The sequence below is a fragment of the Methanosarcina subterranea genome, from assembly GCF_055385895.1.
Map to the genome: position 1 here is coordinate 2142267 of NZ_AP042426.1, position 23398 is coordinate 2165664.

Genomic DNA, 23398 nt, shown 5'->3' on the forward strand with positions numbered 1-23398 from the left:
TCACAATATAAACGTACTGGTTATATTTAATATTTTTCAAAAGAGATATATTCTGGAAAACCGGGACGAAAAATAGCTATGTTTATTGAAATTAACGGTACGTCTTTTCTGTTAAATTATCCTTTCCCCAGTCTGGTTATAACGTTGCTTAAATCAGTCAGTGCCGACAACACATTATTTTGTCCATTCCAACAAGTCAAGCTTAATTTAGTTTTATATGGGTAATTTTTCCGGTTGGGCAAGTGGGATTTTTCAAATAGTGTGATAAATTTTATGGATAACATAATTACTTCAACTGCACCAGGAAAAATTAATATATTTATAATGTTTTTCCCGAAAAAAATGTCGTCTTGTCTAAATTATTCTTACAGATTAGCTTGCAAAAAATCTATAAGAATAATTCAGATATTCTGGTAAAGAAAAATGTAAAAAATAAAAGTTAAATAAGATTCACTGGAATGGAGAAAGATATTTAAAAGTAACGGGACTGGAGAAAAAAATGAAAAATTAAAAGGTGAGAAACCCCGGACTCTACTGATTCAAGGTTTTATCAGGAGATAAATCGTAACCTTCAAAGCTTCTCAATGCCCGGATAGTAACCGGTTTCCCGCTCTTAATAAGCGTTTTCTTGATCTTAATATGAGATTTCCTGTTTTGTCCTCATATTGTATTCTCTATATTCGTCCGCTTTCTTATCCTGAAGGTAAACATACTCGTATTCTGGAGAATTGAGCCTATTCCTGTATTCTTCCCCGGCTTCAGCCTGGCAGTGGTCACAGGCGTAGATAGGGACCGAGACCCCGAATATTCTGGTATCGTTTATGCTTCTGTGGGCATGAGAGTCTATGGTTACGTAACCCTGGCAGTCAGGGCACATCCGGACTGTTTCTTCCTGAAATTCCTGAATCATATCGGTGTCATAGAAGATCTGCTTTTTCCGGCGATAAAAGTCTCCGTGTTTTGCTATCTCTGTTTCTACAAGCCTGTCCCGGTTTTTCCAGTTTTCGAGCTGGGTTGCAATAACTTCCTCGAGGATCTGTCTGTCCCTTGCAGCCTGGACAAACATCCCGGGCTTGAAATCGGGTTCCTTTACGCAGGAATAGTCAAGCCCGGCCATGGCAAGGATTATTCCTGTGTTCACATATGGCAGTGCGCTCTGGATTGCATAGCCTCCTTCAAGCACTGCCATATCAGGGGCAAGTTTCTCATTTAATTTTGCATACCCCTGTGCGGAAAAGCGCATATTTGCAAGCGGATCCGTGTAATGGTTGTCCTGCCCTGCAGAATTGAGGACAAGCTCGGGCTTGAAGTCCTCAAGGATGGGCAGTACAAGGGCACCTAGCACGTAGAGAATACCCTCATCCGGCGTCCCGGGAGGAAGAGGAATATTTATTGTCCTTCCAAGGGCTTTTGGGCCTCCGAGTTCGTTCATGAAGCCGGATCCGGGATAGAGTGTCCTCCCATCCTGATGGAAGGAGATAAAAAGCACATCCGGATCATTGTAAAAGATCTCCTGTGTTCCGTCCCCATGATGGACATCAGTATCCACAATTGCAATCCTGCGGATCCCATACTTTTTTCTCAGGTACTCGACAAGGATTGCTTCATTATTTATATTGCAAAAACCGCGGTTTCCATGGGCTACAGTCATGGCATGGTGCCCGGGAGGACGGACAAGAGCAAAAGCATTTTTAACCTCTCCCCTCATGAGCGCATCAGCAAGAACCAGGCAGCTGCCTGCTGCAATCAGGTGAGGGGTTGTAGCCTGAGCTTTTATATCAGGGACGCAGAAATGGACCCTTGCAATATCTCTGTAATCTGCAAGGCGTGGTTTGTATTCGGCTATTTGCGGGAGATCCATCAGCCCTTCTTCAAAGATCTGATCTCGCGTATAGAGGAGGCGCTCCTCTCTTTCCGGGTGGGTTGGAGAAATTGCCCAGTCAAAAGCCGGGAAGAAAATAAGGCCTGTCTTTCGGGTTCCTGTCTGGTTTGCCGGGACCATGGTTTCTTTTACCAATCCATTTAACAACCCGTTTACCGGTTCATTTACCAGTTCCTGTTTTGATTCACGTTTTGATTCATGTTTTGATTCACATTTTGATTCATTTCTCGGTTTATCTTCAGATTGCTGCTCTGAAGTTTTTATTGTCATTGTAACTTCCTCTAATCTCTCAGGCTCAGTTTCTTCATTGTTTTCGGCGTCAATTTTAGCATGATTTTTAGCACTATTTTCAGGATATCTTCCGGAATTCTCTACTCTGTAGTTCTCTTTTCCTTTTTTCTGATTTTTCTCTTTTTCCCCTTTTTCTTTCTCCGTTCCGGTATTTTTTTCGGCTCCGCCTTTGAGTGCATCCTTAATTTTCCCAAGCCCGAGTTTCATGCTTTTTCCCTCCTTTTCCATTCGTTAATCAGGCCTGCAGGGATCTGCATACTTATATCAAAAATCCGCCCTGCCGTAAACCAGCCTTCAACTACGTTAAATACCTCACTGTTAGCAATCTCGGCTTCATCTGCATACTCGGAAATGCCAAACCTATCTGCACGTTCTCCGAGGAGTTTTGCTGCAAATGCTTCGGCTTCCTCTGAACGCATTTTATTGAAATTCCCTATGTTCGTTGAGTTAAGGCTTACAACTTCTCCTTCTTCAGCTACCGAATAGACCTTCTGCTGGGTATCGATTCGCAGGTTAAGGGTAAGAGTGGGTCTTGCAACAGCTGCCCCTATCGCGTTTCCGACTTCCGAGTATTCGGGAATAATCGGTTTTGCACTCAGCTTTTCCGCAACTACTGAAATCAGGCCCTTTGCCCCCCCTCCTATTCCGACCACATTTTCAGGCCTTTCCTTTTTCTTCTGCAGGACTTCCCATATCCTGTAAGCAGGCTCCTGTTCCCACTCAAGAAACATCTCCCTGACAGCTTTTTCAATCATTTCTGCAGTCATATCCACTATCCGGGAAGCAGTTTCTGTTTCGGATTTACCGAGGCAGACGGCTACGGATGCAACTGCCTCCTTTGCACGTTCAGGGTCTCCAATATCAATAAGCCCGAGTACTTTCAGAGCGTCCGTTGGAGTTGGCTCTTCTCCTCCCATGCAGTAAGCAGGACCTGCCCTTTCGGGACCTATGGTTACCATCCTGACCCCACTGTCTGTTTCTCTAACCCTTACAATGCTGTCCCCTCCTACAGCTATAGAGCGGACGGCAAAAGCCCGGGCATGGGTCAGGAAGTTTCCGAGTTTTGCACCTTTAGAACCAATAAGAGGTTTTCCGGAAAGGATAAGGGCAATGTCGGTAGTGGTCCCGCCTATATCCACCACAACAGATGTCTGCCCTTCAGGGGTAAGGGCAAGAGCTCCTATCGTGCTTGCTGCGGGCCCCGAAAAAATAGTTTCCACAGGGAACTCTACTGATTTTTCAATTGGCAGAGTCCCTCCATCGGCTTTAAGAATGTATACCGGAGCCCTGATATTTCTTTCCTCCATAGCCTTTTTTATCTCCTCAACAAACTGCTGGTAACGCTCTCCCGTTGCAGAAGCCAGCATGGAAGTAGCAACTCTTCTCGGAAAATTCAGTTTCCCTGATACTTTATGTCCGAGTTTTACTTTACAGCCAGGGTGCAGTTCCATGAGAATTTCTTCTATCCTGAGTTCATGGGAAGGGTTCCTCTGTCCGAATTTGCTTACTATGGCAGCGCTGAAAAACCCCTGCTCCCGGATTAGTCTCACCGTTTCTCGAACTTCAGCTTCATCAAGAGGCTGAATTTCTCTTCCCCTGTAGTCCATAGCTCCTTTAAGATAGAAGCTGCCAGGAAAAGTATAGCTTGCAGGATTAACGCCAGGGCCAGGAACAAGTAGCAGGGCCACACGATCAGTTTTGCCCTCTGCGATAAGATTTGTTATTACGGTTGTACTGAACACCACCCTTTCAAACTGTTCCGGGGGGACTTCTCTGCTAACTTTATCAAGGGCATTAAGCAGAGATTTCAGAAGATTTGCTGGTTCGGTGGGAACCTTAGCTGTGTTGTATACCTCTCCGTTCCGAATAAGCACCGCATCTGTGGTGGTGCCCCCTACATCAATTCCTATGAGCATTCACAATTCGCCTATCCTCACTTGAATGAATTCATCTGTCGCTTTTTTCGTATTTTTCTGCATTTTATGTCTAACTTAATTTATAGCCAGTTCCAATTGATTTCGATATAGAAATAGGTGTGTGCTTTGTTTCGATATGGTAAGGTCTATACGGCATCTTCTTAATAAGTAATCCCGAGCCCGTAGAGCCTAATCCATCCAGTCTGATGCCCGGGTTAAATGCTTTCTTCTATTTTTTGCGTCTGAATGGTGTAGCCAGCCTGCCAGCCAAATTAAGTGCTGATCGTCTGTACGACCATTTTAAGTGCTGATCGTCTGTACGACCATTTTAAGTGCTGATCGTCTGTACGACCATTTATAGTACTATTAAAAATCTGAATTTATGAATATAGTAAAAATTAAGAGTTACTTCCTTTAGTTACTTCCTTTAACTCCAGGAAACCGCTCTTCAATTCTAAATCATATCAGTGCCCCCACCAGCTTGTCTAGCGGTTCTTTCCAAAAAGAAAATATAAGCGGTAAAAAAATAAAAAGAAGTAAAAAGGAGTAAAAAGGAGGAGGCTTGAAGAAGTAATACTTTCTGCAATCTCGAAGTAAAATTCGGGAGGGTTAAAATCTAGGAGGGTTAAAATCTAGGAGGTAACTGTTATTTTCTCTTTAATCGGCTTTTTTCAGGCTTACCCAGGAAGGCCCTTATCATCGAATCTGATAGTAAATTTTGTTTCTTCTCCTTTCTCAAGCTCAATCATCCCATCGAGTTGTTCAACCAGAGCATTTATAAGTTGTAAACCAAGGGTGTTAGGGTTGTCAAAATCGATGTTTTCGGGGAAACGACCCCCATTGTCCGAATAAATCAATGTAAATCCGGGGTATACCCCTGAGTCTGTGTCGGCTCCTTTTTCGGGTGCAACGCGATGTCTCGAAGCTTCAGACTGTCTGCAAAGAGAAATCCGGATCTCCCCATCGGTACCTTTCGGAAATGCATATTTCAGGGAGTTTGAGAAAAGTTCGTTGATTATTATTCCAAGGGGAATTGCAGTGTCGATTCCGAGGAATATATGACCTACATCAAGGAAAAGCCTGACTTTTTCATTTCCGACTCTGTAAGAGTAAAGAAGGTCAGAAGTCAGTTTTCTGAGATAAGCTGCAAAATCTATGCTTGTCGTGTCCTCGGATTTATGAAGCTCTTCATGGATTATGGACATGGAGACAACGCGGTTTTCGCTTTCTCTAAAGGCTTCAATAACATTCTTATCTTTGAACTTATCAGCCTGAAGGCTGAGAAGGGACGAAACAATCTGAAGGTTATTCTTGATCCGATGGTGAATTTCCCTCATACCTATCTCTTCGGCTTTTGCAAGGGTTTCTTCGGCTTTCTTTTTCTGAGTAATATCGTAAGAATAGCCCTGGATAAATTCGGTCTCTCCTGAGGAGTTACAGATGTTGTGGATTAATTCATGAACCCACTTTACAGTTCCATCTTTCCGCCTGAGCCTATACTCATATTCAATAATGGAATCTGGGGAATGGCTCATTTTTTCCCTGCTTATATCGAGTATTGTTATATCTTCAGGATCAATGAGATCAAACAACTTTATTCTGCCGGAGATAAAATCTTCTTCTGTGTACCCGGTTATTTCCTCAACAGCCCCTTCCATAAATAGTGGGGTAAAATCCCTGTCCAGCTTAAATGAGATCCCTTTAAAATTCTGTAAAAATGAACGATAAAGCTCCTCGCTTTCTTTCAGTTTTTCCGAGGAAAGTTTGATTTCAGTAACATCCTTCATTACCCCAAGGGCTTTGCATACGTAGCCTTCTTCGTCCCTGAGGTAGACGCCTTTGTTTTCCACACAAAAATAGCTTCCATCTTTCCGCCGGAAGCTGAATTCTTCATTGAATTTTTCTCCTGTCTTCCAGCACATTTTAAATGTCTGCTGCACCCTTCTGCGTTCTTCAGGGTGAATGTGCTCAAGCCAGTCATAATATGTAAAATTCTGCATCTCGTTGTAGCTGTAGCCCGTAAGTTCCGTGACTGCCCCTGCCCATTCAACATGGCCGTTTTGCAGGTCAAACTCGTATATCAGCTGGCCTGTCTGTTCGGCAGCCAGCCGATATCTTTCTTCACTTTTTAACAAGTTGTCTTCGATACGTTTGCGCCCGGTTATGTCGAGCATTACTCCTACGAGCCCTTCCACAGTTCCATTAAGATTTCTGTATACGGCTTTATTGAAAAGGAAATCCCGGGTTATCCCATCAGAGCACATGACTCTGGACTCATAAACCTGGCTTCCTCCTCTCTGGAGCAGCTGCCTGTCAATCCTTTTATAAATATTATCCAGTTCTGCCGGAATCACTTCGGAAAGTCCATCTGTAGAGCATCCTATTACTTTTTCCCTTGAGCTCCCAAGAATCATCCTTGAAAAGAGTTCGTTGCAGCTGCGGTAAATCCCCTCTCTGTCTTTATAGAATACGGGAGCCGGAATCGTGTCAAGCAGAGTTTCAAGAAAATGTACTTTATCCTGGAGGGTACCCTCAACCTCATCTCGCTCTATGGTTAACGAGATCAGGGATGCAACGCCGTTCAAAAAATAAGTATCTTCTTTTGTAAATCTTTCTTTATTTATACTGTGGACCGCGAGCACTCCATAGGGTTTTTCAACACTTCCAATGAGGACGCTCACTCCACTCTTTATTTCCTGGTATCCTTTAAATCCCATTCCTTCAATGGAACCTTTTCTGTTTAATTTCTCTATCCGAATAGGTTTTTTTGAAAGCACTGTATACCCGGCAGTCGAAGCTGCATCTCTTTTTATAACCTTACCCATATCTTCGATCTTCCATCCAATTCCTGTCTCAAACAGAAAATTTCCATCAGGCAGAAGCTTCAAGATTTTGCAATACTCTACATCAAGTGCCGAAGCAGTCAAAATTAAGGATTCGTCCAGCAGGGTTCGAATATCCGGGGTTTTAAGAGCCAGTTCGGCAACCTGGGAAAGAGCTTCATGGTGCCTATCCGTTAAAGATAGCTTTAAAGATAGCTTTTTCTCGGCGAGTTTGGAAAAAGTGGCATCCGATGCATGAAGAATAATGTATTTACCGTCAGCAGAAGGTGTGAAAGTGGCTGAATACACCTTTTCGCCTGCTTCAAGTTCCATGTATTCCGGCTTCTTCTTAAGAGCGGCTTTTTGCACGTTTCTTTGGATTTCTAAAGGAGCCTTTTCTCCGACCCCGCTCTCCCATGCTTCAAGTAATGCTCTTCCTGCTTCGTTAGCATAAAGAATTGTTCCTTCTTTTTTTATCCTCAGAACCGGGCTGGGGCTGTTTAAAAGGAATTCTTCCATCCAGTTTCCTTTTGCTTCGGATTCTCCATCAGTAATGTTTATGCTATTACCCCCAGCCTTTAAGTGCCTGCTCTTTTTTTCTTAGAACGTTTTCCAGATTTTGGGTCTTTCTGTCCGTAACTCCAGGTTTCCTGAATTCGTTTTTATGAAAATTTATCCGATAATCACATGTATGATAAAGTTATTGACATATTAATATTTTGGATATAATGTTAAAGGAATATTAATAAGTGACAATGTAATGTGATATTATTCGCATTTTTTACCGAACATGAATATATATAAAAAGCCTATCATTAGGGATCTGTCTATTACCGGGGATTTATTAATACTGGCAGGCACCCGCAGCAGCCCTCTAAAATACTTTTGGGAACTCGCTGACAGATATATGGAAACGTAAGTATAATTTCGCTTTTTGCAAGAGAGGTATCTTTTATGGAGGATTTTAACCAGCTCAAAAGAAAACTTGACGATATGACTGTTCCGGAACTTTACGAGTATGTTAGAGAAAAATATCCTGAAAACGAAGACCTTGCATTCGGGTCCAAAAAGATAATTGTCAGGAAAGTGCTGAACTTCGAAAGAAACCGGCTGAATGAACTGGAAGAAACTGGTCAGTAAGAATTATATTTTTACAGTTCATTTTTTAAGCTTTTCCTGTTCTGAAAATGTCCTGCCTTCGGGGCGTTTTCAGGAACACTTCCATTTAGAGGTGAGCCTGAGGTTTCAGAACAGGTACATAAGTGTTGTTTTAAATATGAGGAAATCTGGAAACTAGAAATCACAGGGTTCCCTTTGATACAATCGATTTCAATTGGTTTAATGGATTTTAGGGATGGATATTAGGAATTTGAAAAATATCGGAAATTTGGATAACAGCATCCTCTATTATAATCCAGGGTTTAATGTAAGATTAACCCATAATAGGGGGACTACTTACTGAAAAGTGCCAGTTTATTGAATTTTTACCACCTGTCAGAGAGTCATTCTTTACTGATCATTTCTTTTACCGATCATTTCTTTTACTGATCAGTCCTTTCACTGATTAGCCTTCTTACTGATCAGTCCTGATATTACTAAAAAATACACACAGGGAAAAGTTAGAAAGATAAGCAAGGGAACTGGTTTAGGATGTTTGCAGCAGAGTCGGAAAAATGCGTTCTTGAATATGACAGGCGCCTGTTTGATATTGAAAAGCAGCTGAATATTCTTCGCTATCTCAACCCTGTGAATACCAGAAAAGAAAAAGAGAAGTTCCTCAGGGCATACACTGAAAGCAAACCTTACGACCCGGTTTTCGAGTACGAAAGCTGTGGGCCGGAAGTCGGGGCCTTTTGCAGGGAACTTAAAAAAATAAGAGGAAAACTTGAGTACTGTAAAGATTCTGTTTTTGCTCCTTTCTACATCAAAAAGATCAATTACCTCCTTCGCTTTCGTGAACTTTTGACTCACAGAGATTCCCCGGATTTCGGGGGTGAGCTTTCAGCCTTTTACGGAACCCCTTCAAAATCTCTCTTGCAGGAGGCCCGGAGAAACCTTGAAGATTTAAAAGACGAGCAGGTAGAGAAAAACCTGAGTCCTGAAGATATCAGAGGCGTTTTTGTGAAGGAATTAAAACGTCTGGGTCTAGAATGGGAGGTCAGGCCTGCGGATGGAGGGGGAGTGAAAATGGCAGTAAATGCAGCATGCAGTGAGGTTCATATCGATTTTTCTGCCATTTTTTCTGAAGCCGGAGTCAAAGGGTATCTCTGCCACGAAATCGGGACGCACGTCTTTCGGGCAGAAAATGGAAAATTCCAGCCTCTTATGCTTTTCCGCTCGGGTTTTCCGGGGTATATGGAAACCGAAGAGGGACTTGCAGCCTATAACGAAGCAAGAAATGAGGTTCTGTCGCCGGAAAACCTTAGAAAGTACAGTGCAAGGGTTGTGGCTGCTTCGATATGTAATGAAGCTTCCTTTTCAGAGCTCGTGGACGAATTGGCAGATAGTTTCCCTCTCGAAGAAGCTTTTACCTTTGCCCTGAGAGTCAAAAGAGGGCTTAGTGATACATCTCTACCCGGAGGCTACACAAAAGACTGTGCATATCTGAGCGGTTTTCGGAAAGTAAACGACTTTTTACAAAAACAGCCCTCAGAGCAAGAGGCTTTGAAGATCCTTTACTGCGGGAAAATAGGTATCCAGCACTTCCAACTGGTAAAGGACCTGCTGGATGAAGGAATTCTCAAACAACCACGCTACCTCCCGGAAGCAAACCTTCCTTCCCCTGCTTTTTCCGTGGTCCGTAATTAAAGGCAGCTCCTGCTTAATTGTTTGGTCTTATCCAGACGCCAAAACTGAGCCCTTCTGTTTTCTCTGTTGCGCCGCACAGGGCTGGTCGGCCCGCCGCCCACCAAAAAAACAATAGCTGAACATATTAACACAACTAAAAGAAACCTAATACTAAGGAGAAACGGTCATCCTGCATGAGAAACAATCCTCTTGGCCCCGGAAAGCCGCATTTTAATTCACAGGATATACAAACGTTCCCTCCAGCTTCTCTGGCGGCCCTTCAAAAAAAGAAGAGGGAAGTGGAAGGAGAAAACTGAAAATAACAATAAAATTAATAAAAACACACGTGAAAAGCGTATTTTTCAAGTATGATTTAATTCTGTTTTGTTTGTACTTTACTGCTTTTTTCTGCCGCTTCGGCTTGTTAGTTTGTCGTTCTTACTTACAAGCGTTCCCAGTAGCTTTTAATTTTTGATTTTCTTTTCTTTTTCTTTTTCTTTTTCTTCTTTTTGGGAAAGGCCGCTCTCCTTCGTCGAGCGTGACAAAAACGGTTCACTATGTGAATACGGTTATACCGGTTATAGAGATTCGTAGTTTAGAACCATAAATTAGTCCTCTTGAGCGAAGCGCAGCGCAGCGAAAAGGACCGCGTACTCCCGAGGCGCAATTCGGGCGAGGCGCAATTCGGGCGAGGCGCAATTCGAGCGAGATGCAATTCGGGGCGAAAAGGACATTGTGCTGTTGAACTTGCAGTGCAACTCCCAGGAAATCTCTGATTTTCTGTGATCCCGAAGCGCAATTCGGGAAGTAAAATCTGTTATTTTTATAAATTAGACATGTTATAAATGATTTTTTATATTTCATTTTTTCATTAAGATTAATTATTATGAAAAAGCCGCGCTGATAGCGCGGTAAATTTCCGTGAATATGCCTAATAAGGTTGTTTTGTCCCCCCTAAAGCCCAAAACTCTTCCTTCCCTTTTCGCATAGACCGATAAAAATCCATAGCCACAGCTACCTTTTTTCAATCCTTTTTCTATTTTATAGGCTGGGAACCAAATATCCCTCTGCTCTCTACAGACCGTAAGCTCGTGGAAAATCGCCAGACTCTGTGAACACAGAGCTGTAACATGTTAAATTGCCGGAGAGCCGTAGGAGTGAGGGTGGTAGTCTAAGATAGCCGGACAAAGCCGTAAGTCTGCAAAACTACCCTCCCAGCCTACGTATCGTTTTTATGAAAATGCAGCTATAAAAAAAGCTGCAATTATCCTTTATACGAGTCTGCTTGAACGAGCGAAGCGAGTGAAACAGACCTCGTGCTCCCGAAGCGAAACTCGGGAAGCGAAACTCGGGCGGGTGAGGAATATTTTTATTACGCTACGAATGCCAATTCATTTAAAAGAGCGTCTTTATAAATGTCCCGAAGGCTCTCATGAGCCTCAGTGAGTTTCCTGAAAACATCAGCTTCCTCATAAGGACAGATGGGTGGTCCATATCTCCGTACTCGGTAATTGTGTTCAGGATGGAAGGGCTATTTAACGAGCCTATGAGTTCGTTTAACTGGTGGTCTTCCAGCTTTCCCATGTAATCATGGATTTTCATGCCTATTTCGAGTTCTTTTTCCAGGCCTTTTCGCCAGAGCCTATCGTATTCGGAAAGCCTGCTTGCAGAGGTATCTCCTTCTAGGGAGGCTTCAGCTGCAATTTTTCCGGCAATTTTTGCTGCAAAAGCTCCTGTATAGACTCCGCCTCCTGATGTGGGCTTAGCCTGTCCTGCAGCGTCGCCTGCGAGCAGGATGCCGTCGGAATATGTTCTTTCCTGAGGGCCGATAGGAATTCCTCCAACTACAAAATCAAGCATACCTCCTGAGTACCTAGCTTTTACGTGGGGATTTGAGCGCAGGAATTTTTCAAGATAGAAAAGCGGTGAATTCTCGCAGTGTCTGCTTTTGCACGCGATTCCCGGCTCTATAGCAAGTGCTATCCTTGAGATTTTTTCGTCAAGGGGCACGGTCCAGGCAAAGAAACCCGGAGCTGAAGAACCGGGAAACAGTTCGACAAAGTCACTGTTTTCTGAGGCATAGGGGGCTTCAATCTGAATTCCCGGGAGCACACGCGCAGGTTTTCCAAGGTCTGCGTAACTGGCTATACGGCTTTTTACCCCGTCCGCGCCTATAACTACAGATGCGGATATGGTTTCGAGCTTGCCGTTTTTAAGTACTTTGAGTTTCACAGGGGAGTTCTTTTCTTTATCACTTCTTTCTGTCCCGTTTTCGGCTTTGAAGTTTTCCTTCTCAAGCCCTATAGCCCTCGTTTTCAGGGAGAGTTCAACGCCTTCTTCTACAGCCATTACTGCAAGGGTCCGGTCAAAGTTTTTCCTAGAAACAACATACGCTTTTGTCCGCTTCCCGTCAATTGGCAGGCACTGCCCATCTGGAGCATGCACAAAAGCGCCGCGAACAGAATTGAACACAAATTCGTCCGAAGGCTTGAGATCACACTCTTTAACAGCTCTTGTGCTCAGAAGCCCTGTACAGCCCACAGGAGAGCCTATTGAGGCATGCTCTTCGAGCAGAAGGACTTTTGCTCCGTTCATTGCCGCATATCGGGCAGCAGTGGAACCTACAGGGCCAGCTCCTACCACAACAACATCATATCTCATACAGTATCACATTCGAATCGCAATTAAGTTCGAATTACGAATTAAGTTCGAGTAGTAAATCAAGTTCGAATGAAATGCATGGCTTTTACTGAAAACCTGATTCCTTTCCTATAGATAGACCTTAATGCTTCTCAGGAAGTTTAATATACCCCTGATTCATATAATTTGTTAATATAACAATTTAAATATAAGATTTATGTTATATTTAAAAACTGGCTATTTACTGATAAACCACATTTAATACCTTTTTAGAATTATCATCAGTTTTATTTTACGGATCTCCCTTTCTTTCAAAATATTGATATATCGATAAATGCATCCTTGCAGAAAACTGAACAATAAGGTACTTAATCATTTCTTCGAACTACCGGTCAGGGCTCCCATGCATCAGAAAAAAGAAAAATACCAGGCTTCCAGCTCACAAAAACAAAAAAGAAACAGTCCATATATAAATAGTCAGGACAGGAAGGGTCCGCAAACCCGCGAAAAAGGCGCAGAAAACAAATCACGGGGTTTTAAAGAGAAACCCTCTGCCAGAAAGAGCTCTGGCTCTGAAAAGCGGTCGGACATGGCATCTTTTTCAAAGAAAAAATCCTCTCCGCGTTTCGAATATGAAGATGATTACATTTTCTGGTGCAGGAAATGCAACCTGCCACTCTTAGGGGAAGAATGCGGGATCTGCGGTAATAAGGGCGAGATAATCCATCTTTCCCAGCCTGCCGATATAAGGTTTTGCTCTCCTTATGAGCGCGAGATCCTTGCAGGGCAATTAATTTCATCATTTGGCTGCGATCCTCTTGGAGAAAGGCTTGTTTTCCTGAATAAAATCCCAGGAGAAGACAAAACTGATGAAGTCATTTTAGACGGCTTCATTTTCGGAGTGTTACGCTTTGAACTTTCGGAAATGGACTATATTTTTGAGCCTTCCCTTCAGGGAGCAAAAATTCTCATCAAATGTGCGGAAGGCAGAAAAGTCGAGCTTAAGAAAACAAACAGGCACCTTAATGGAAAAAATATACCGGCAGGGCTTATAGATTCCTTTACCGGCAACATAAAAGCAGGGGATTTCGTCCTTGTCACTGCTGGCAGCCTTAGCGGATACGGAGTCTCTTACATTGACGGCGCGGATTTTACAGATCTGAAGAGGCTGGCAAAGCCCGAAGCTCAATCTAAGATCTCAGCTCAATCCGAGACCGGGGTTCAACCTGAACTCATATCCCTATCTGAGTCCGAATCCTCGCCAGAAACCGGAGCAAAAGTTCTCAGGGTTAGAAAGGTTGACAGCAGCGAGGCGTGCCTGCACCCCGAAGTTCCGGATCTCAGGGCATGCATAGATGCTAACAGAAAGCATATGCAGATCCTGGGGAAAAATGCCATCAACACCATTCGTGGGATTGTTTCAAGAAATGAATACCGGGACCTGCCTGTGTATGTGTCCTTTAGCGGAGGAAAAGACAGCCTTGTCGTGCTGGACCTTGCAAAGGCTGCTCTCAAGCAGAGGGAGTTTAAGGCTTTTTTCCTGAATACGGGGATAGAATTCCCTGAGACCGTGGAGTTTGCCCGGAGTTTCTGCAGGGAGATGAAAGTCCCCCTTGAAGAGATGAGTTCAGGTTCTGCTTTTTGGGATCAGGTAGAAAAGTTCGGACCTCCTGCAAAGGACTTCCGCTGGTGCTGCAAGGTTTGCAAACTGGCTTCGGCAGGGGATCTGCAAACAGGAAAAAGGGCCTACTCTCTCCCGGAAAAGGAGGTTGCAAATGCAGTTGCTTACCTGACAATAGACGGCAAGCGGAAGCATGAATCTTTTTCCAGGGCAAGAATTGCGGCGAGTGAGACAAACCCCTTCGTTCCGACACAGCTCAATATTTTCCCTATCCGGGACTGGCGTGCACTTGAAGTCTGGCTCTATATCCATTGGAGAGGGCTTTTATACAACCCGCTCTACGACCTGGGCTTTGAAAGGGTCGGTTGCTGGCTCTGCCCGTCTGCCCTTGCTGCCGAGTATGCCAGGGTAAAGGATCTGCACCCTGAAATGCATGCGAGGTGGAATGCCTTCCTGCTTGAGTGGGCAAAAATGCGCGGGCTCTCGGAAAAGTTCGTAGAGCACGGGTTCTGGCGCTGGAAAGAACTGCCCCCGAAAATGCTCAGGTTGGCAGAGGAGCTTGGGATCTCTGTCCTGCCGGAAGAAAAAGCTGAAGACTTTGAAATTGAGGTCGTGGGAGGAATTTCCCCCTGCAAAGCAGGAGGCTTTTCTGTCGAGGCAGGAATCCGAGGCATCAGGGAAAAAGAGGCTGCGGATTTCATCAATGTACTTGGAAAGACTGTCTACGCAGAAGAACTGGGCATGCTGCTGGTCAAAACCGGGAACGGGACTGTGAAGTTTTTCTCTAATGGAAACCTGCTAGTAAGCTCGGAAACAAAGGAAAAAGCTGTCTGCCTTTTTAAAAAGGCTGCAAAACAGTTTGTAAGGCTTTCCCGCTGTACGGGATGTGGTATCTGTGAAAAAGCCTGCCCTGTCGGAGCAGTTTCAATTAAAGAAGGAAAGCCTCATGTAAGTGAAACCTGTATAAGGTGTGGAAAATGCATGGAGTCCTGTGTGGTAACAAGATATTTTGACAAACTTGTGCCCGGGCTGGATGAAAAACTGAAGGTTTGAATCAGAAAATGTTAGTACAAGGAACTCTGGCGGTCTGGAATCAATCTAATGATACTATTTCAAGCGGCCAGAGTAGTCTGAGTGAAATCTGAGTGAAAACTCTCAGTTGTTTAATCACAGACAACCCTTGTTTTGAGTAAGCAAAGACCCTGAATGACCAAAAATTTAATTATAAGTTCTGAATTTGCTGTTTTTTCACATTTCTGTGATATTTTTAAATAGTTTCTAATTATATTTCCATATTATACCTAGAATGTTACCCTGCCTCTCTAGATGGCATACCCTAGAAACTTCCCGGTAATAGCTGATATCTCCTGTTGTTTACCGGACCTAACTCTGTACGTACTGGCTAAACTTTCCAGTAATGAATTTGATCCTGTTTGCATCTAACTTTAAACTTAACAATGTTTGCATCCTTCTTACCTGGTCTAATTCAAGGTCTCAGCTTCCCATAATTAAAGACCTCGGCTTCCAATTCATCAATTTAATCATCAATTTAATCATGAATTTAATTATTCTTACTCTACATAATTAATACATTAATTAATTTATTGAATTGCTATAACTTACTCATCATATGGAACTGAAGAATGCGATTGAATTACCCACCTGACGGAGTCAGCCAGCTTATTGCCAGCCGATGGAAAATAGGAGTAGCCATTGCATTAGCTGTGCTTTTGTTCTTTGCTTTACTCATCCTGCTGCCCCTGGCAGACGGAATAGTGCTCGGGATAGTCTTTGCTTATATTGCCAGGCCTATCCAGGTAAAATTTGGAAAATACCGAAAAATTGGAGCTTTAATAGCCAGTCTTTTCATTTTTATTCCTATAGTATTCATTGTGGGAGCCGGAATTGTTGAGATTCTTAACCAGGTCTCCTGGGTTATTGAACACCAGACCTCAGTCATGGGTGGAATTTTAGATTTTATAAATGCTCTGGAAATTCCGGATAAATATGTTGAAAGGATAAACAATGCTATCTGGAACCTCTTTACTTCCCTGCTCCCTGCAGTCGGCAGCATAGGGCTAATATCATATGCCCAGAGTATCGGTCTTTTTGTTATTAATTTCATAGTTGCGATTTTCTTCTGTTATTTTCTGCTTGCAGATGGGGACAGACTTTACTGTGCTTTTCTTGGCATGATACCGGGTGATTACCAGAAAATTGTAAACCGCTATGCAGCTCACCTGGACCTTATCCTGAAAGGAGTTTTCATAGGTAATGCCTACTCTGCCCTCATAGTGAGCATAACCTCAGTGTTTGTCTTTTATGCTTTTGGATTTACCCATGTGCTGGCACTTGCAACCCTGATCTTCGTAGCTTCAGTTATCCCTCTCTTTGCCGGATATATGGTGCTCGTGCCTCTGGCTATAATACGCTACTTTGAACAGGGATTTGAAAGCGCATCTCTTTTCTTTGTAGTTTCTTCCCTTGTAATCTACGGCCCTCCGGAACTTATCCTCAGGCCTTTCCTGACCAGCCTGAAGTCAAAGATCCATCCTATGCTGCTCATGCTCGCCTTCTTAGGAGGGGCTTTTGTGGGAGGAGTTGCAGGTTTTTTTGCAGCCCCTATTCTCCTGGGAGCGCTAGTTGCAGCTTACAGGGTTTATCAGGAGCAAATCCACCCTGAATTGGCAGCCCAGACTGACCTCAACCTCAAAAATCCTGCAGAATCCTGCAGGATTGATTGAAGAAATATTTTTCAATGAGGCGAAAGGGATTGCTTTATATCATTGCAGGATGTTAGGACTGTCATATATTCTTCTTTACTTCCTTTAATCAAGATCTACTGACGGGTACAGACTTCAAACAGCTCTGAAATCAGATCCTAGAACTGAACCGCAGTACTGAACCATAGTACTGATCATACTACTGTTTGATTCTCTGTTTGATCCAGAAACAAAGCCAGTTCGGAATATATTAGGCTTAGAAAACACAGGTGATAGAATGCAGTTATTGCTCATTCACTCTGATTATATTGAATACGAAACCAAAAAACAAACCCCAGTTGCTGAAAAAATAGAAGAGTCCTTAAAGTCAGGCAGACTTGAGGAAGCCCTTACCGCTTTTACGGCTGTTGAAAGCGTGGATGAAGCCAATCCAGAAGAAGCCATAGCAAAGGCTGTTTCTGAAATAGAAAAGGTTGCAGCCCAGGTCAAAACCAGCCGTATAATGCTTTATCCTTATGCCCACCTGAGCTCTGATCTCTCCTCCCCGAAAGTTGCAATAGAGGTCTTAAAAGGCATTGAAACAGCTCTTTCAGGCAAATACGAGGTCAAAAGGGCTCCTTTTGGATGGTACAAATCCTTTACCGTAAGCTGTAAAGGGCATCCCCTATCCGAACTTTCCAGGAGCATCCGTCCCGAAGGAACGGCAAAAGCAGTATGCAAAACCGTGGCAGTTGAAGAAAAAGGAGAGGTAGTTTCCGAAGCCCTGAAAGCTGAGAGCACTGCAAGGTCTTACTGGCGCATTCTAACTCCAGACGGGGAACTCCATGAGATCGAAGGCTTTGACCTTGCCCCTCACCCGAAGCTTCAGCAGTTTGTAAATTATGAAATTTCCAAGAGCAGGGCGGTTGAAAGGGCCCCTCCCCACGTAGAACTTATGCGGAGGCTTGAACTTGCAGATTATGAGCCAGGGTCAGATTCCGGAAACATGCGTTATTATCCCAAGGGAAGGCTTGTCAAATCCCTAATTGAAAACTATGTGCTTGATGTCGCAACTGATTTCGGGGCAATGGAAGTCGAAACTCCCCTGATGTACGACATGAACCACCCGACCCTTAAGAAGTATCTTGACAGATTCCCTGCAAGGCAGTACTCTATCGAGTCGGATAAGCGGCAGATGTTCCTGCGCTTTGCAGCCTGTTTCGGGCAGTTCCTTATGAACCACGACATGACGATCTCCTACAAGAACCTGCCTCTGAGGATGATCGAAATGACTCGCTACAGTTTCAGAAAAGAACAGCGCGGGGAACTTGTGGGCTTAAGAAGGCTCAGGGCTTTTACCATGCCGGATATGCATACCCTTTGTGAGGATATGAACCAGGCTGTAAACCAGTTCAAGGAACAGTACGACCTCTGCATCAGTGTGCTTGAAAATGTGGGGATCCATATTAGCGATTATGAAGTTGCCATCCGCTTTACAAAGGACTTCTATGAGTCCAATAAAGACCTTGTAGTTAGTATGGCACAAACCGTCAACAAGCCCGTGCTTGTGGAGATGTGGGACACCCGCTTCTTCTACTTCGTGCTCAAGTTCGAGTTCAATTTCGTAGACGCCCTTGCCAAGGCTAGCGCTCTTTCGACTGTCCAGATCGATGTGGAAAATGCCGAAAGGTACGATATTTCTTACGTGAGTACAGACGGCAAATTGGAGAGGCCTACAGTGCTCCACTGCTCTCCGAGCGGAGCAATCGAACGCTGTATCTATGCTCTTCTCGAAAAAGCAGCAATGGAAACCGAAGAAGGAAAGGTCCCTATGCTGCCTGTCTGGCTTTCTCCCACACAGGTAAGGGTTGTGCCGATTTCCGAAAAACACCTTGCTTTTGCCGAAGAGTTTTCAAAGAAACTGGACTGCAGGGTTGATATTGACGACCGCGACCTGTCTATAGGAAAGAAGGTAAGGGAAGCGGGCAGGGAATGGGTACCATATGTCGTGGTTATCGGAGATAAGGAAATGGAGGAAAACACGATTAACGTAACCATCCGGGCCGAGTCCGAACAGGATAAGCCGAAAAAAGTCCAGATGGTTCCGGAAGAACTCAATACCCGCATAAAGGAAGAAACCGCTGGCAAGCCCTACAGGAAGCTACCGCTTGCAAAGTACCTTTCTGCAAGACCGAAATTCTTCTAAATCCTTTTAAATTTCCTTTTCCAGAAGATCTCAAAGGATAGAGAACCTCTACAACGAGCCTTTTCCTTTGAATTTTCCCTTTTTCGCGATAAATTGCTGCATTTATTTATTTATTCATTTATTTGTTTATTTATTCATTTATTTGTTTATTTATATATTCCTTCATTTCAATATCAGCTATAGTCCTTTATTTTAGTAGCATTCTCTATGTTTTCATAGTCTTTAATAAATAGTAATTCTTGTGCATCCGCAGTCCTTAATTGATAGTAATTTTTGAATTCTCACAGTCTTTACATTTGTACTTTCATAGCCTTTATATCTTCACTTCCATAATCCTTATATTTCTATGGTTATTATACTCCACAGCTTTATATATTCCATAACTTTATATTATAGTAATTCTTATACCGCCGTAATTCTTATATCGCCGTAGTTCTTATTATTGAAAAGGGATTCCTTTTAGTTAAAAGCAGTTTGACATGCTCTTTTCGATTTCAGAACGAAAGGAGACAGCCCAGATTTTCTGGACTGGAGATTTTTATTCTTTATTTTGTAGTGAGGGGAATTAATTCTTAGAATATTTCCAGTTGCATGCACTGTTTCCTGTGCATGGAACATGCAGTTTCCCGGAAAACTCTTTGAAAGGTAGCTTTCTGGTTTTAATGGAAATTAAAAATCTCGTTGAGTGAAAAGTGTGAGGACAGCGTACTGATGACAATTTCAAATGAAGCCGCAGCCGGCATGGAAACAGTCGAGCTCGAGCCCTTGAGGGAAGATAAGAAGAAAATCTTTGAGGATATTCTGGAATATTTTGAAACCCATCAGAGAGGCTATATCAAAGTTCCCACTGGCTGGGGTAAAACCTTTCTTTCGAAACATATAATGAAAAAATATTACGAAGAAGGAAAACTTGTACTTTTCCTTATTTCGAAAAACAACCCCCTCCTGAGCCAGACTTACTACGACAGGAAAAAAAACAGGCCACTCTTTCCCAATAGTGCGCTCCTCTCTTCCGAACATAAGGTATCTAGAAAAGATATTGCAGAAGCCCTTAAAAAATCCGGGCGGGAAATGGGTGAAGGTTTTGTGCTCTTTGCCTCGCTGCAGACAGTACTCGGAAAGCAGGCTTCAGAAATCAAAGAACTGCTCCTCGAGTATACCGATCTTGCAATCGTAGATGAGATCCACAACTTCATCAATAACAGGGGAAACGACTTCCTCAACGAGTTCGGAGATCGGACCAGAATCCTGGGGATGACTGCAACTCCTTTCCAGGGTGTGGTCGGAAACGTAAAATTCGTGGACGAGATTGCCGGAGATATGAGGGAAGTCTACGCAAAGACCCTTCCTGAGTGTATCCTTGATGAAGAACTTTCGCCCCTTAAGTATACTATTGCCGAAAGTTCGGAAGATATCTTTGAGATCTTCGATTTTGAAAAAGGGCTGGATGAACTTGACAAACAGGACCTTTTCCTTGACTGCAGTACCGCCGACAAACTGAAAAAAGTAATCCGAAGAACGCAGCTTGCAAAAGATGTGTACGATTCGATGGTAAAGCAGAGGAATGCAAAGACCCTTGTCTTCTGCGCCCCTGTCCGAAAGCGTGTCTATGGAGCTGGAGCTGATGGAGAGGAAATCAATGCTTTTCACGCAAAAATTACTTCTTCGGTTTTTAATGGGGAAATCTCTGCCCCGGAGATGGAAAAGGACTCTAATCCTGTCCTGCCACTCGATTTTGATAATTATACCCCTGAAAGGGAATTTAAATATGCCGCTTTTATGACCTCCGAATTGCCTAAGGAAGAACAGAGCGCCCTTCTTGCAGCTTTCAGGGAGGAAGGAAAGCCGCCCTATGTCCTGTGCACTGTCGGCATGCTGATCGAGGGCTTCGATTTTCCGGCACTTGAAACCCTTATTCTGCTGCGTCCCACCCTGAGCATGCGGCTCTTTGAACAGCAGGTAGGAAGGGTTACAAGGCTTTCTCCGGTTTCCGGGAAGTATAGGGGAAACATCTTTGAGATCTCAGACAGCATCGATTCCCTTTACCAGCACTTCGGAGAAGGAGTTTTCAACGGGGAAAAGGTTGACCAGGTCCAGATGCTCCAGCCCGAAATCCGCCTTGAAGAGCTTTTCTCCGAAGGGGATGCAGCCCGGGCAATCGAAGAAGGAAAAATCGAAATTATCAAAGTAGATTTCAGCAACCTGAAAAAAGGAAAGGGAAAAGGAAAGGATGCACAGGCAGGAGAAATCCCTGTCAGGCTTCCCCCAACTGCCCTGAGGGCAAAATATTTCTCGCGCCTTCTTACCCTTACAGAGGAAAAGGATATCGGAGCCTTTGAACGCGAAAAGCGGGAACTCATGCGGGGAGCCTTAAGGTTCAGAGTCAGGGAACTCAGAGATGCAGAAGAACTCGCGAACCTTTCCGGCCAGTTAAATAAGCTCAAAAGGGAAGCCTACGAAGACCGCAGGCTAGGGGACGTTTCAAGACAGCACAAGCCCAAGGTTTTCGGGGAAGTTGAATGGCTCCTGAAACTTCGAGCCTTAAATTCCCTTAAGTATGAAGGTAAGCGCATTTCGATGCCCGAGAAAAATAGAATTTTAAGAACCCTGGGATTTGAACCTGATATCCGGAAGATAGACAGCTACAGGCTTAAATGCCTTAAACTCGGTTCAGCCCAGAAGACCATTCCCGATCTTGTAAAGGTACTCGCGTTTGTAAGTCGCCTCTCATCTTCCGAAACCTACCAGTTCCTTGATAAAAAGAAAAAAGAACAGTGGAAAAGGGAGTTCCTGCCTGCGGTTTACTGGGGTTTCTGCTTCATTAATGATTCTCCTGAACTCAGGGAACTCTTCGAGTCCACGGAATGGGACAGGCGGGTCAAAAATATTATCAGGCAGAAGTAATCTGGTTATCCTTATCAATCGGTTGGTATTATTCAGAGCGTCCGAGGCTGGAACTTTTTGTTTCTCTTCTGCGCCTTGCAGAACTGATATCGGCTCGCCGCCAGATAAATACTTCATTTGACCCCGGAAACCGTTTTCAATTTCCAGTAGATATAAGCACCTCCGCCAGACAAGCTGGCGGCCCTTCCCAAAAAGAAGAAAGAAGCAAAAATAAATTGAAGAAAAAAAGAAGAGCCTTGACAAAGCACTAAATAGCAATAAAAGCAGGCGTGAAAACATTATTTTGGGAATATTTATTTTTGTTTTTGTGCGTTTCTACGGATTTTTAATGTTACTTTTGCTCTCTGGCTTTTATTTGTTGGCTTTTTTCTTTCTTTTCTCTTTTTGGGACAGGCCGCTCTCCTGCGTCGAGCGTGACAGGAACGGTTCAGTACACGAATAAGGTTTTTAAGGTCGAGGTTTTTAGTTTTGTCCTTTTTTAGCCTTCTATGTATTCAAAGTTCCAGAACGGAATCCCTTCTATTTCTCCTTTCTCAAGATGTTCCAGTTCATGAGCTGCACTATATGCCGGGGTGCCTTTCAGTGATATGCGTTTTTTCTTCAGCTCCCTAACTGTTATTTTTCTGAGCTCTGGATTTACTTCTGCAAATATGATCTTTTTCGCCTGCAGGGTTATTATGTAGGGTCTTTCAACCAGTTCTCTTTCGTCTTTTGTCCCGCACTTTTCCAGCCTGAAGATAACCCCTTCTTCCGTTATGATTTCAGGATCAATCAAGAGATATATCTTTTCCAGAGTATAGCCAGTCTTGCTCTCCTCATTGTAATAAGTGATCACATCCTTTACTGCAATGCTTTTTGTTTCTTCGGAGGCATAACTCCAGGAGCCTCCTGATTTCAGCGAAAGCAGAAAAGGAAGGAATAGCTCTTCTTGAGTTTCAAAACTGGAAACTATATTTTTTTCCTGAACTGAAAACTTGAAAATCGCCCGGATTTCTTCAGCATCCATATTCATGTCCCCTCCTTCATCCATATTCACATCCCCTTCTTCATTAATATTCATGTCCTCTTCCTTAAGAGTTTGAATCTCGAAGCCTATTTAATTTTTATTTTTCTGAAACACGTCGAAATTTTCCGTCGAAACTCTGTATTTTGACAGAATACAAATGTTCATATTCCTTACTAATTAAGACTTATTTTTGAGTGAAAATATTGAGGGCGGATCATAAATGCAAGAACTAAAAAGTTCTACAGCTTCAAATGAAACGAACACGAAGAACAAAGGGTTCAGTAAAATGGCTGAACTGATGGCTCTCCACAGATTCGCAGAATCGAGAAAGCCAGAAGGTGAACGCATATATTATGACCCTTATGCAATCTATTTTGTTGATCCAGAAACGCTGTCATTTGAAGCATCCAATCCCGAAAAGACAAAAGAAATGTCGGAATATTATGAACGGCTTTTCCCATTCTGGGGAATTCCATTCGGGCCAGAGTAAGGTATTTTGACGATTTTGTAATGAACTCTATCAATGAAGGGCTTCGTCAGCTGGTCATCCTTGGCGCGGGGTAAATATTCATGTTCAGGAAAGGTTGGAAATGTGGGAAGGGTAATGAAGACATGGAACGT

14 protein-coding genes are annotated in these 23398 nt (G+C 43.4%); 9 read left to right on the plus strand and 5 right to left on the minus strand.

Features of this window, described 5'->3' with window-relative positions:
- Positions 1 to 634 precede the first annotated feature (634 nt).
- From ACZ5A8_RS09405 to ACZ5A8_RS09415, 3 genes are all read right to left on the minus strand, one after another.
- Positions 635 to 2380: a histone deacetylase family protein gene (locus tag ACZ5A8_RS09405; protein WP_464533541.1), complete on the minus strand. Its 1746-nt coding sequence runs from the start codon at positions 2378 to 2380 to the stop codon at positions 635 to 637.
- Complete coding sequence (locus ACZ5A8_RS09410) at positions 2377 to 4089, minus strand: hydantoinase/oxoprolinase family protein (protein ID WP_464533543.1); 1713 nt, start codon at positions 4087 to 4089, stop codon at positions 2377 to 2379. The genes ACZ5A8_RS09405 and ACZ5A8_RS09410 overlap by 4 nt, the downstream gene beginning before the upstream one ends.
- A gap of 677 nt (positions 4090 to 4766) precedes the next feature.
- Positions 4767 to 7430 carry a PAS domain S-box protein gene (locus ACZ5A8_RS09415; protein WP_464533544.1) on the minus strand — a complete coding sequence of 888 codons (2664 nt, stop codon included), beginning with the start codon at positions 7428 to 7430 and terminating at the stop codon, positions 4767 to 4769.
- A gap of 435 nt (positions 7431 to 7865) precedes the next feature.
- Here ACZ5A8_RS09415 and ACZ5A8_RS09420 point away from each other — a divergent pair, with 435 nt between their 5' ends.
- The 3 genes from ACZ5A8_RS09420 (at position 7866) to ACZ5A8_RS09430 (ending at position 10015) form a co-directional block, all read left to right on the plus strand.
- A complete protein-coding gene (locus ACZ5A8_RS09420) occupies positions 7866 to 8051 on the plus strand; it encodes a hypothetical protein (protein ID WP_464533545.1) in 186 nt (61 codons plus the stop codon).
- A gap of 510 nt (positions 8052 to 8561) precedes the next feature.
- Complete coding sequence (locus ACZ5A8_RS09425) at positions 8562 to 9719, plus strand: tyrosine/phenylalanine carboxypeptidase domain-containing protein (RefSeq protein WP_464533547.1); 1158 nt, start codon at positions 8562 to 8564, stop codon at positions 9717 to 9719.
- Positions 9720 to 9892: 173 nt separating this feature from the next.
- Positions 9893 to 10015, plus strand: a complete 123-nt coding sequence (locus ACZ5A8_RS09430) for a hypothetical protein (RefSeq protein ID WP_464533548.1) — start codon at positions 9893 to 9895, stop codon at positions 10013 to 10015.
- 1078 nt (positions 10016 to 11093) lie between these two features.
- Here the strand turns inward: ACZ5A8_RS09430 and ACZ5A8_RS09435 are convergent.
- Positions 11094 to 12359, minus strand: a complete 1266-nt coding sequence (locus tag ACZ5A8_RS09435) for a geranylgeranyl reductase family protein (protein WP_464533549.1) — start codon at positions 12357 to 12359, stop codon at positions 11094 to 11096.
- Between the two features lie 382 nt (positions 12360 to 12741).
- On the opposite strand from ACZ5A8_RS09435, the gene ACZ5A8_RS09440 reads away from it, so the two are divergent.
- From ACZ5A8_RS09440 to ACZ5A8_RS09455, 4 genes are all read left to right on the plus strand, one after another.
- On the plus strand, positions 12742 to 15012 hold the full coding sequence (locus tag ACZ5A8_RS09440; RefSeq protein ID WP_464533550.1) for a phosphoadenosine phosphosulfate reductase domain-containing protein: 2271 nt from the start codon (positions 12742 to 12744) through the stop codon (positions 15010 to 15012).
- Between the two features lie 590 nt (positions 15013 to 15602).
- Positions 15603 to 16703 (plus strand): AI-2E family transporter, encoded by a 1101-nt coding sequence (locus ACZ5A8_RS09445; protein ID WP_464533552.1) that lies wholly within the window; start codon positions 15603 to 15605, stop codon positions 16701 to 16703.
- 256 nt (positions 16704 to 16959) lie between these two features.
- Positions 16960 to 18867 (plus strand): threonine--tRNA ligase, encoded by a 1908-nt coding sequence (locus ACZ5A8_RS09450; protein WP_322221293.1) that lies wholly within the window; start codon positions 16960 to 16962, stop codon positions 18865 to 18867.
- Between the two features lie 711 nt (positions 18868 to 19578).
- On the plus strand, positions 19579 to 21771 hold the full coding sequence (locus ACZ5A8_RS09455) for a DEAD/DEAH box helicase (RefSeq protein WP_464533554.1): 2193 nt from the start codon (positions 19579 to 19581) through the stop codon (positions 21769 to 21771).
- Positions 21772 to 22249: 478 nt separating this feature from the next.
- Here the strand turns inward: ACZ5A8_RS09455 and ACZ5A8_RS09460 are convergent, their stop codons facing one another.
- The gene (locus ACZ5A8_RS09460) at positions 22250 to 22831 is read right to left on the minus strand and encodes a putative ATP-dependent zinc protease (RefSeq protein WP_464533555.1); all 582 of its coding nucleotides are present in this window, start codon (positions 22829 to 22831) and stop codon (positions 22250 to 22252) included.
- Positions 22832 to 22997: 166 nt separating this feature from the next.
- Here ACZ5A8_RS09460 and ACZ5A8_RS09465 point away from each other — a divergent pair, with 166 nt between their 5' ends.
- Together ACZ5A8_RS09465 and ACZ5A8_RS09470 are read left to right on the plus strand one after the other, a co-directional pair.
- Positions 22998 to 23267: a hypothetical protein gene (locus ACZ5A8_RS09465; protein WP_464533556.1), complete on the plus strand. Its 270-nt coding sequence runs from the start codon at positions 22998 to 23000 to the stop codon at positions 23265 to 23267.
- On the plus strand, positions 23252 to 23341 hold the full coding sequence (locus ACZ5A8_RS09470) for a class I SAM-dependent methyltransferase (protein ID WP_464534083.1): 90 nt from the start codon (positions 23252 to 23254) through the stop codon (positions 23339 to 23341). Before ACZ5A8_RS09465 ends, ACZ5A8_RS09470 begins: the two co-directional genes overlap by 16 nt.
- Positions 23342 to 23398 lie beyond the last annotated feature (57 nt).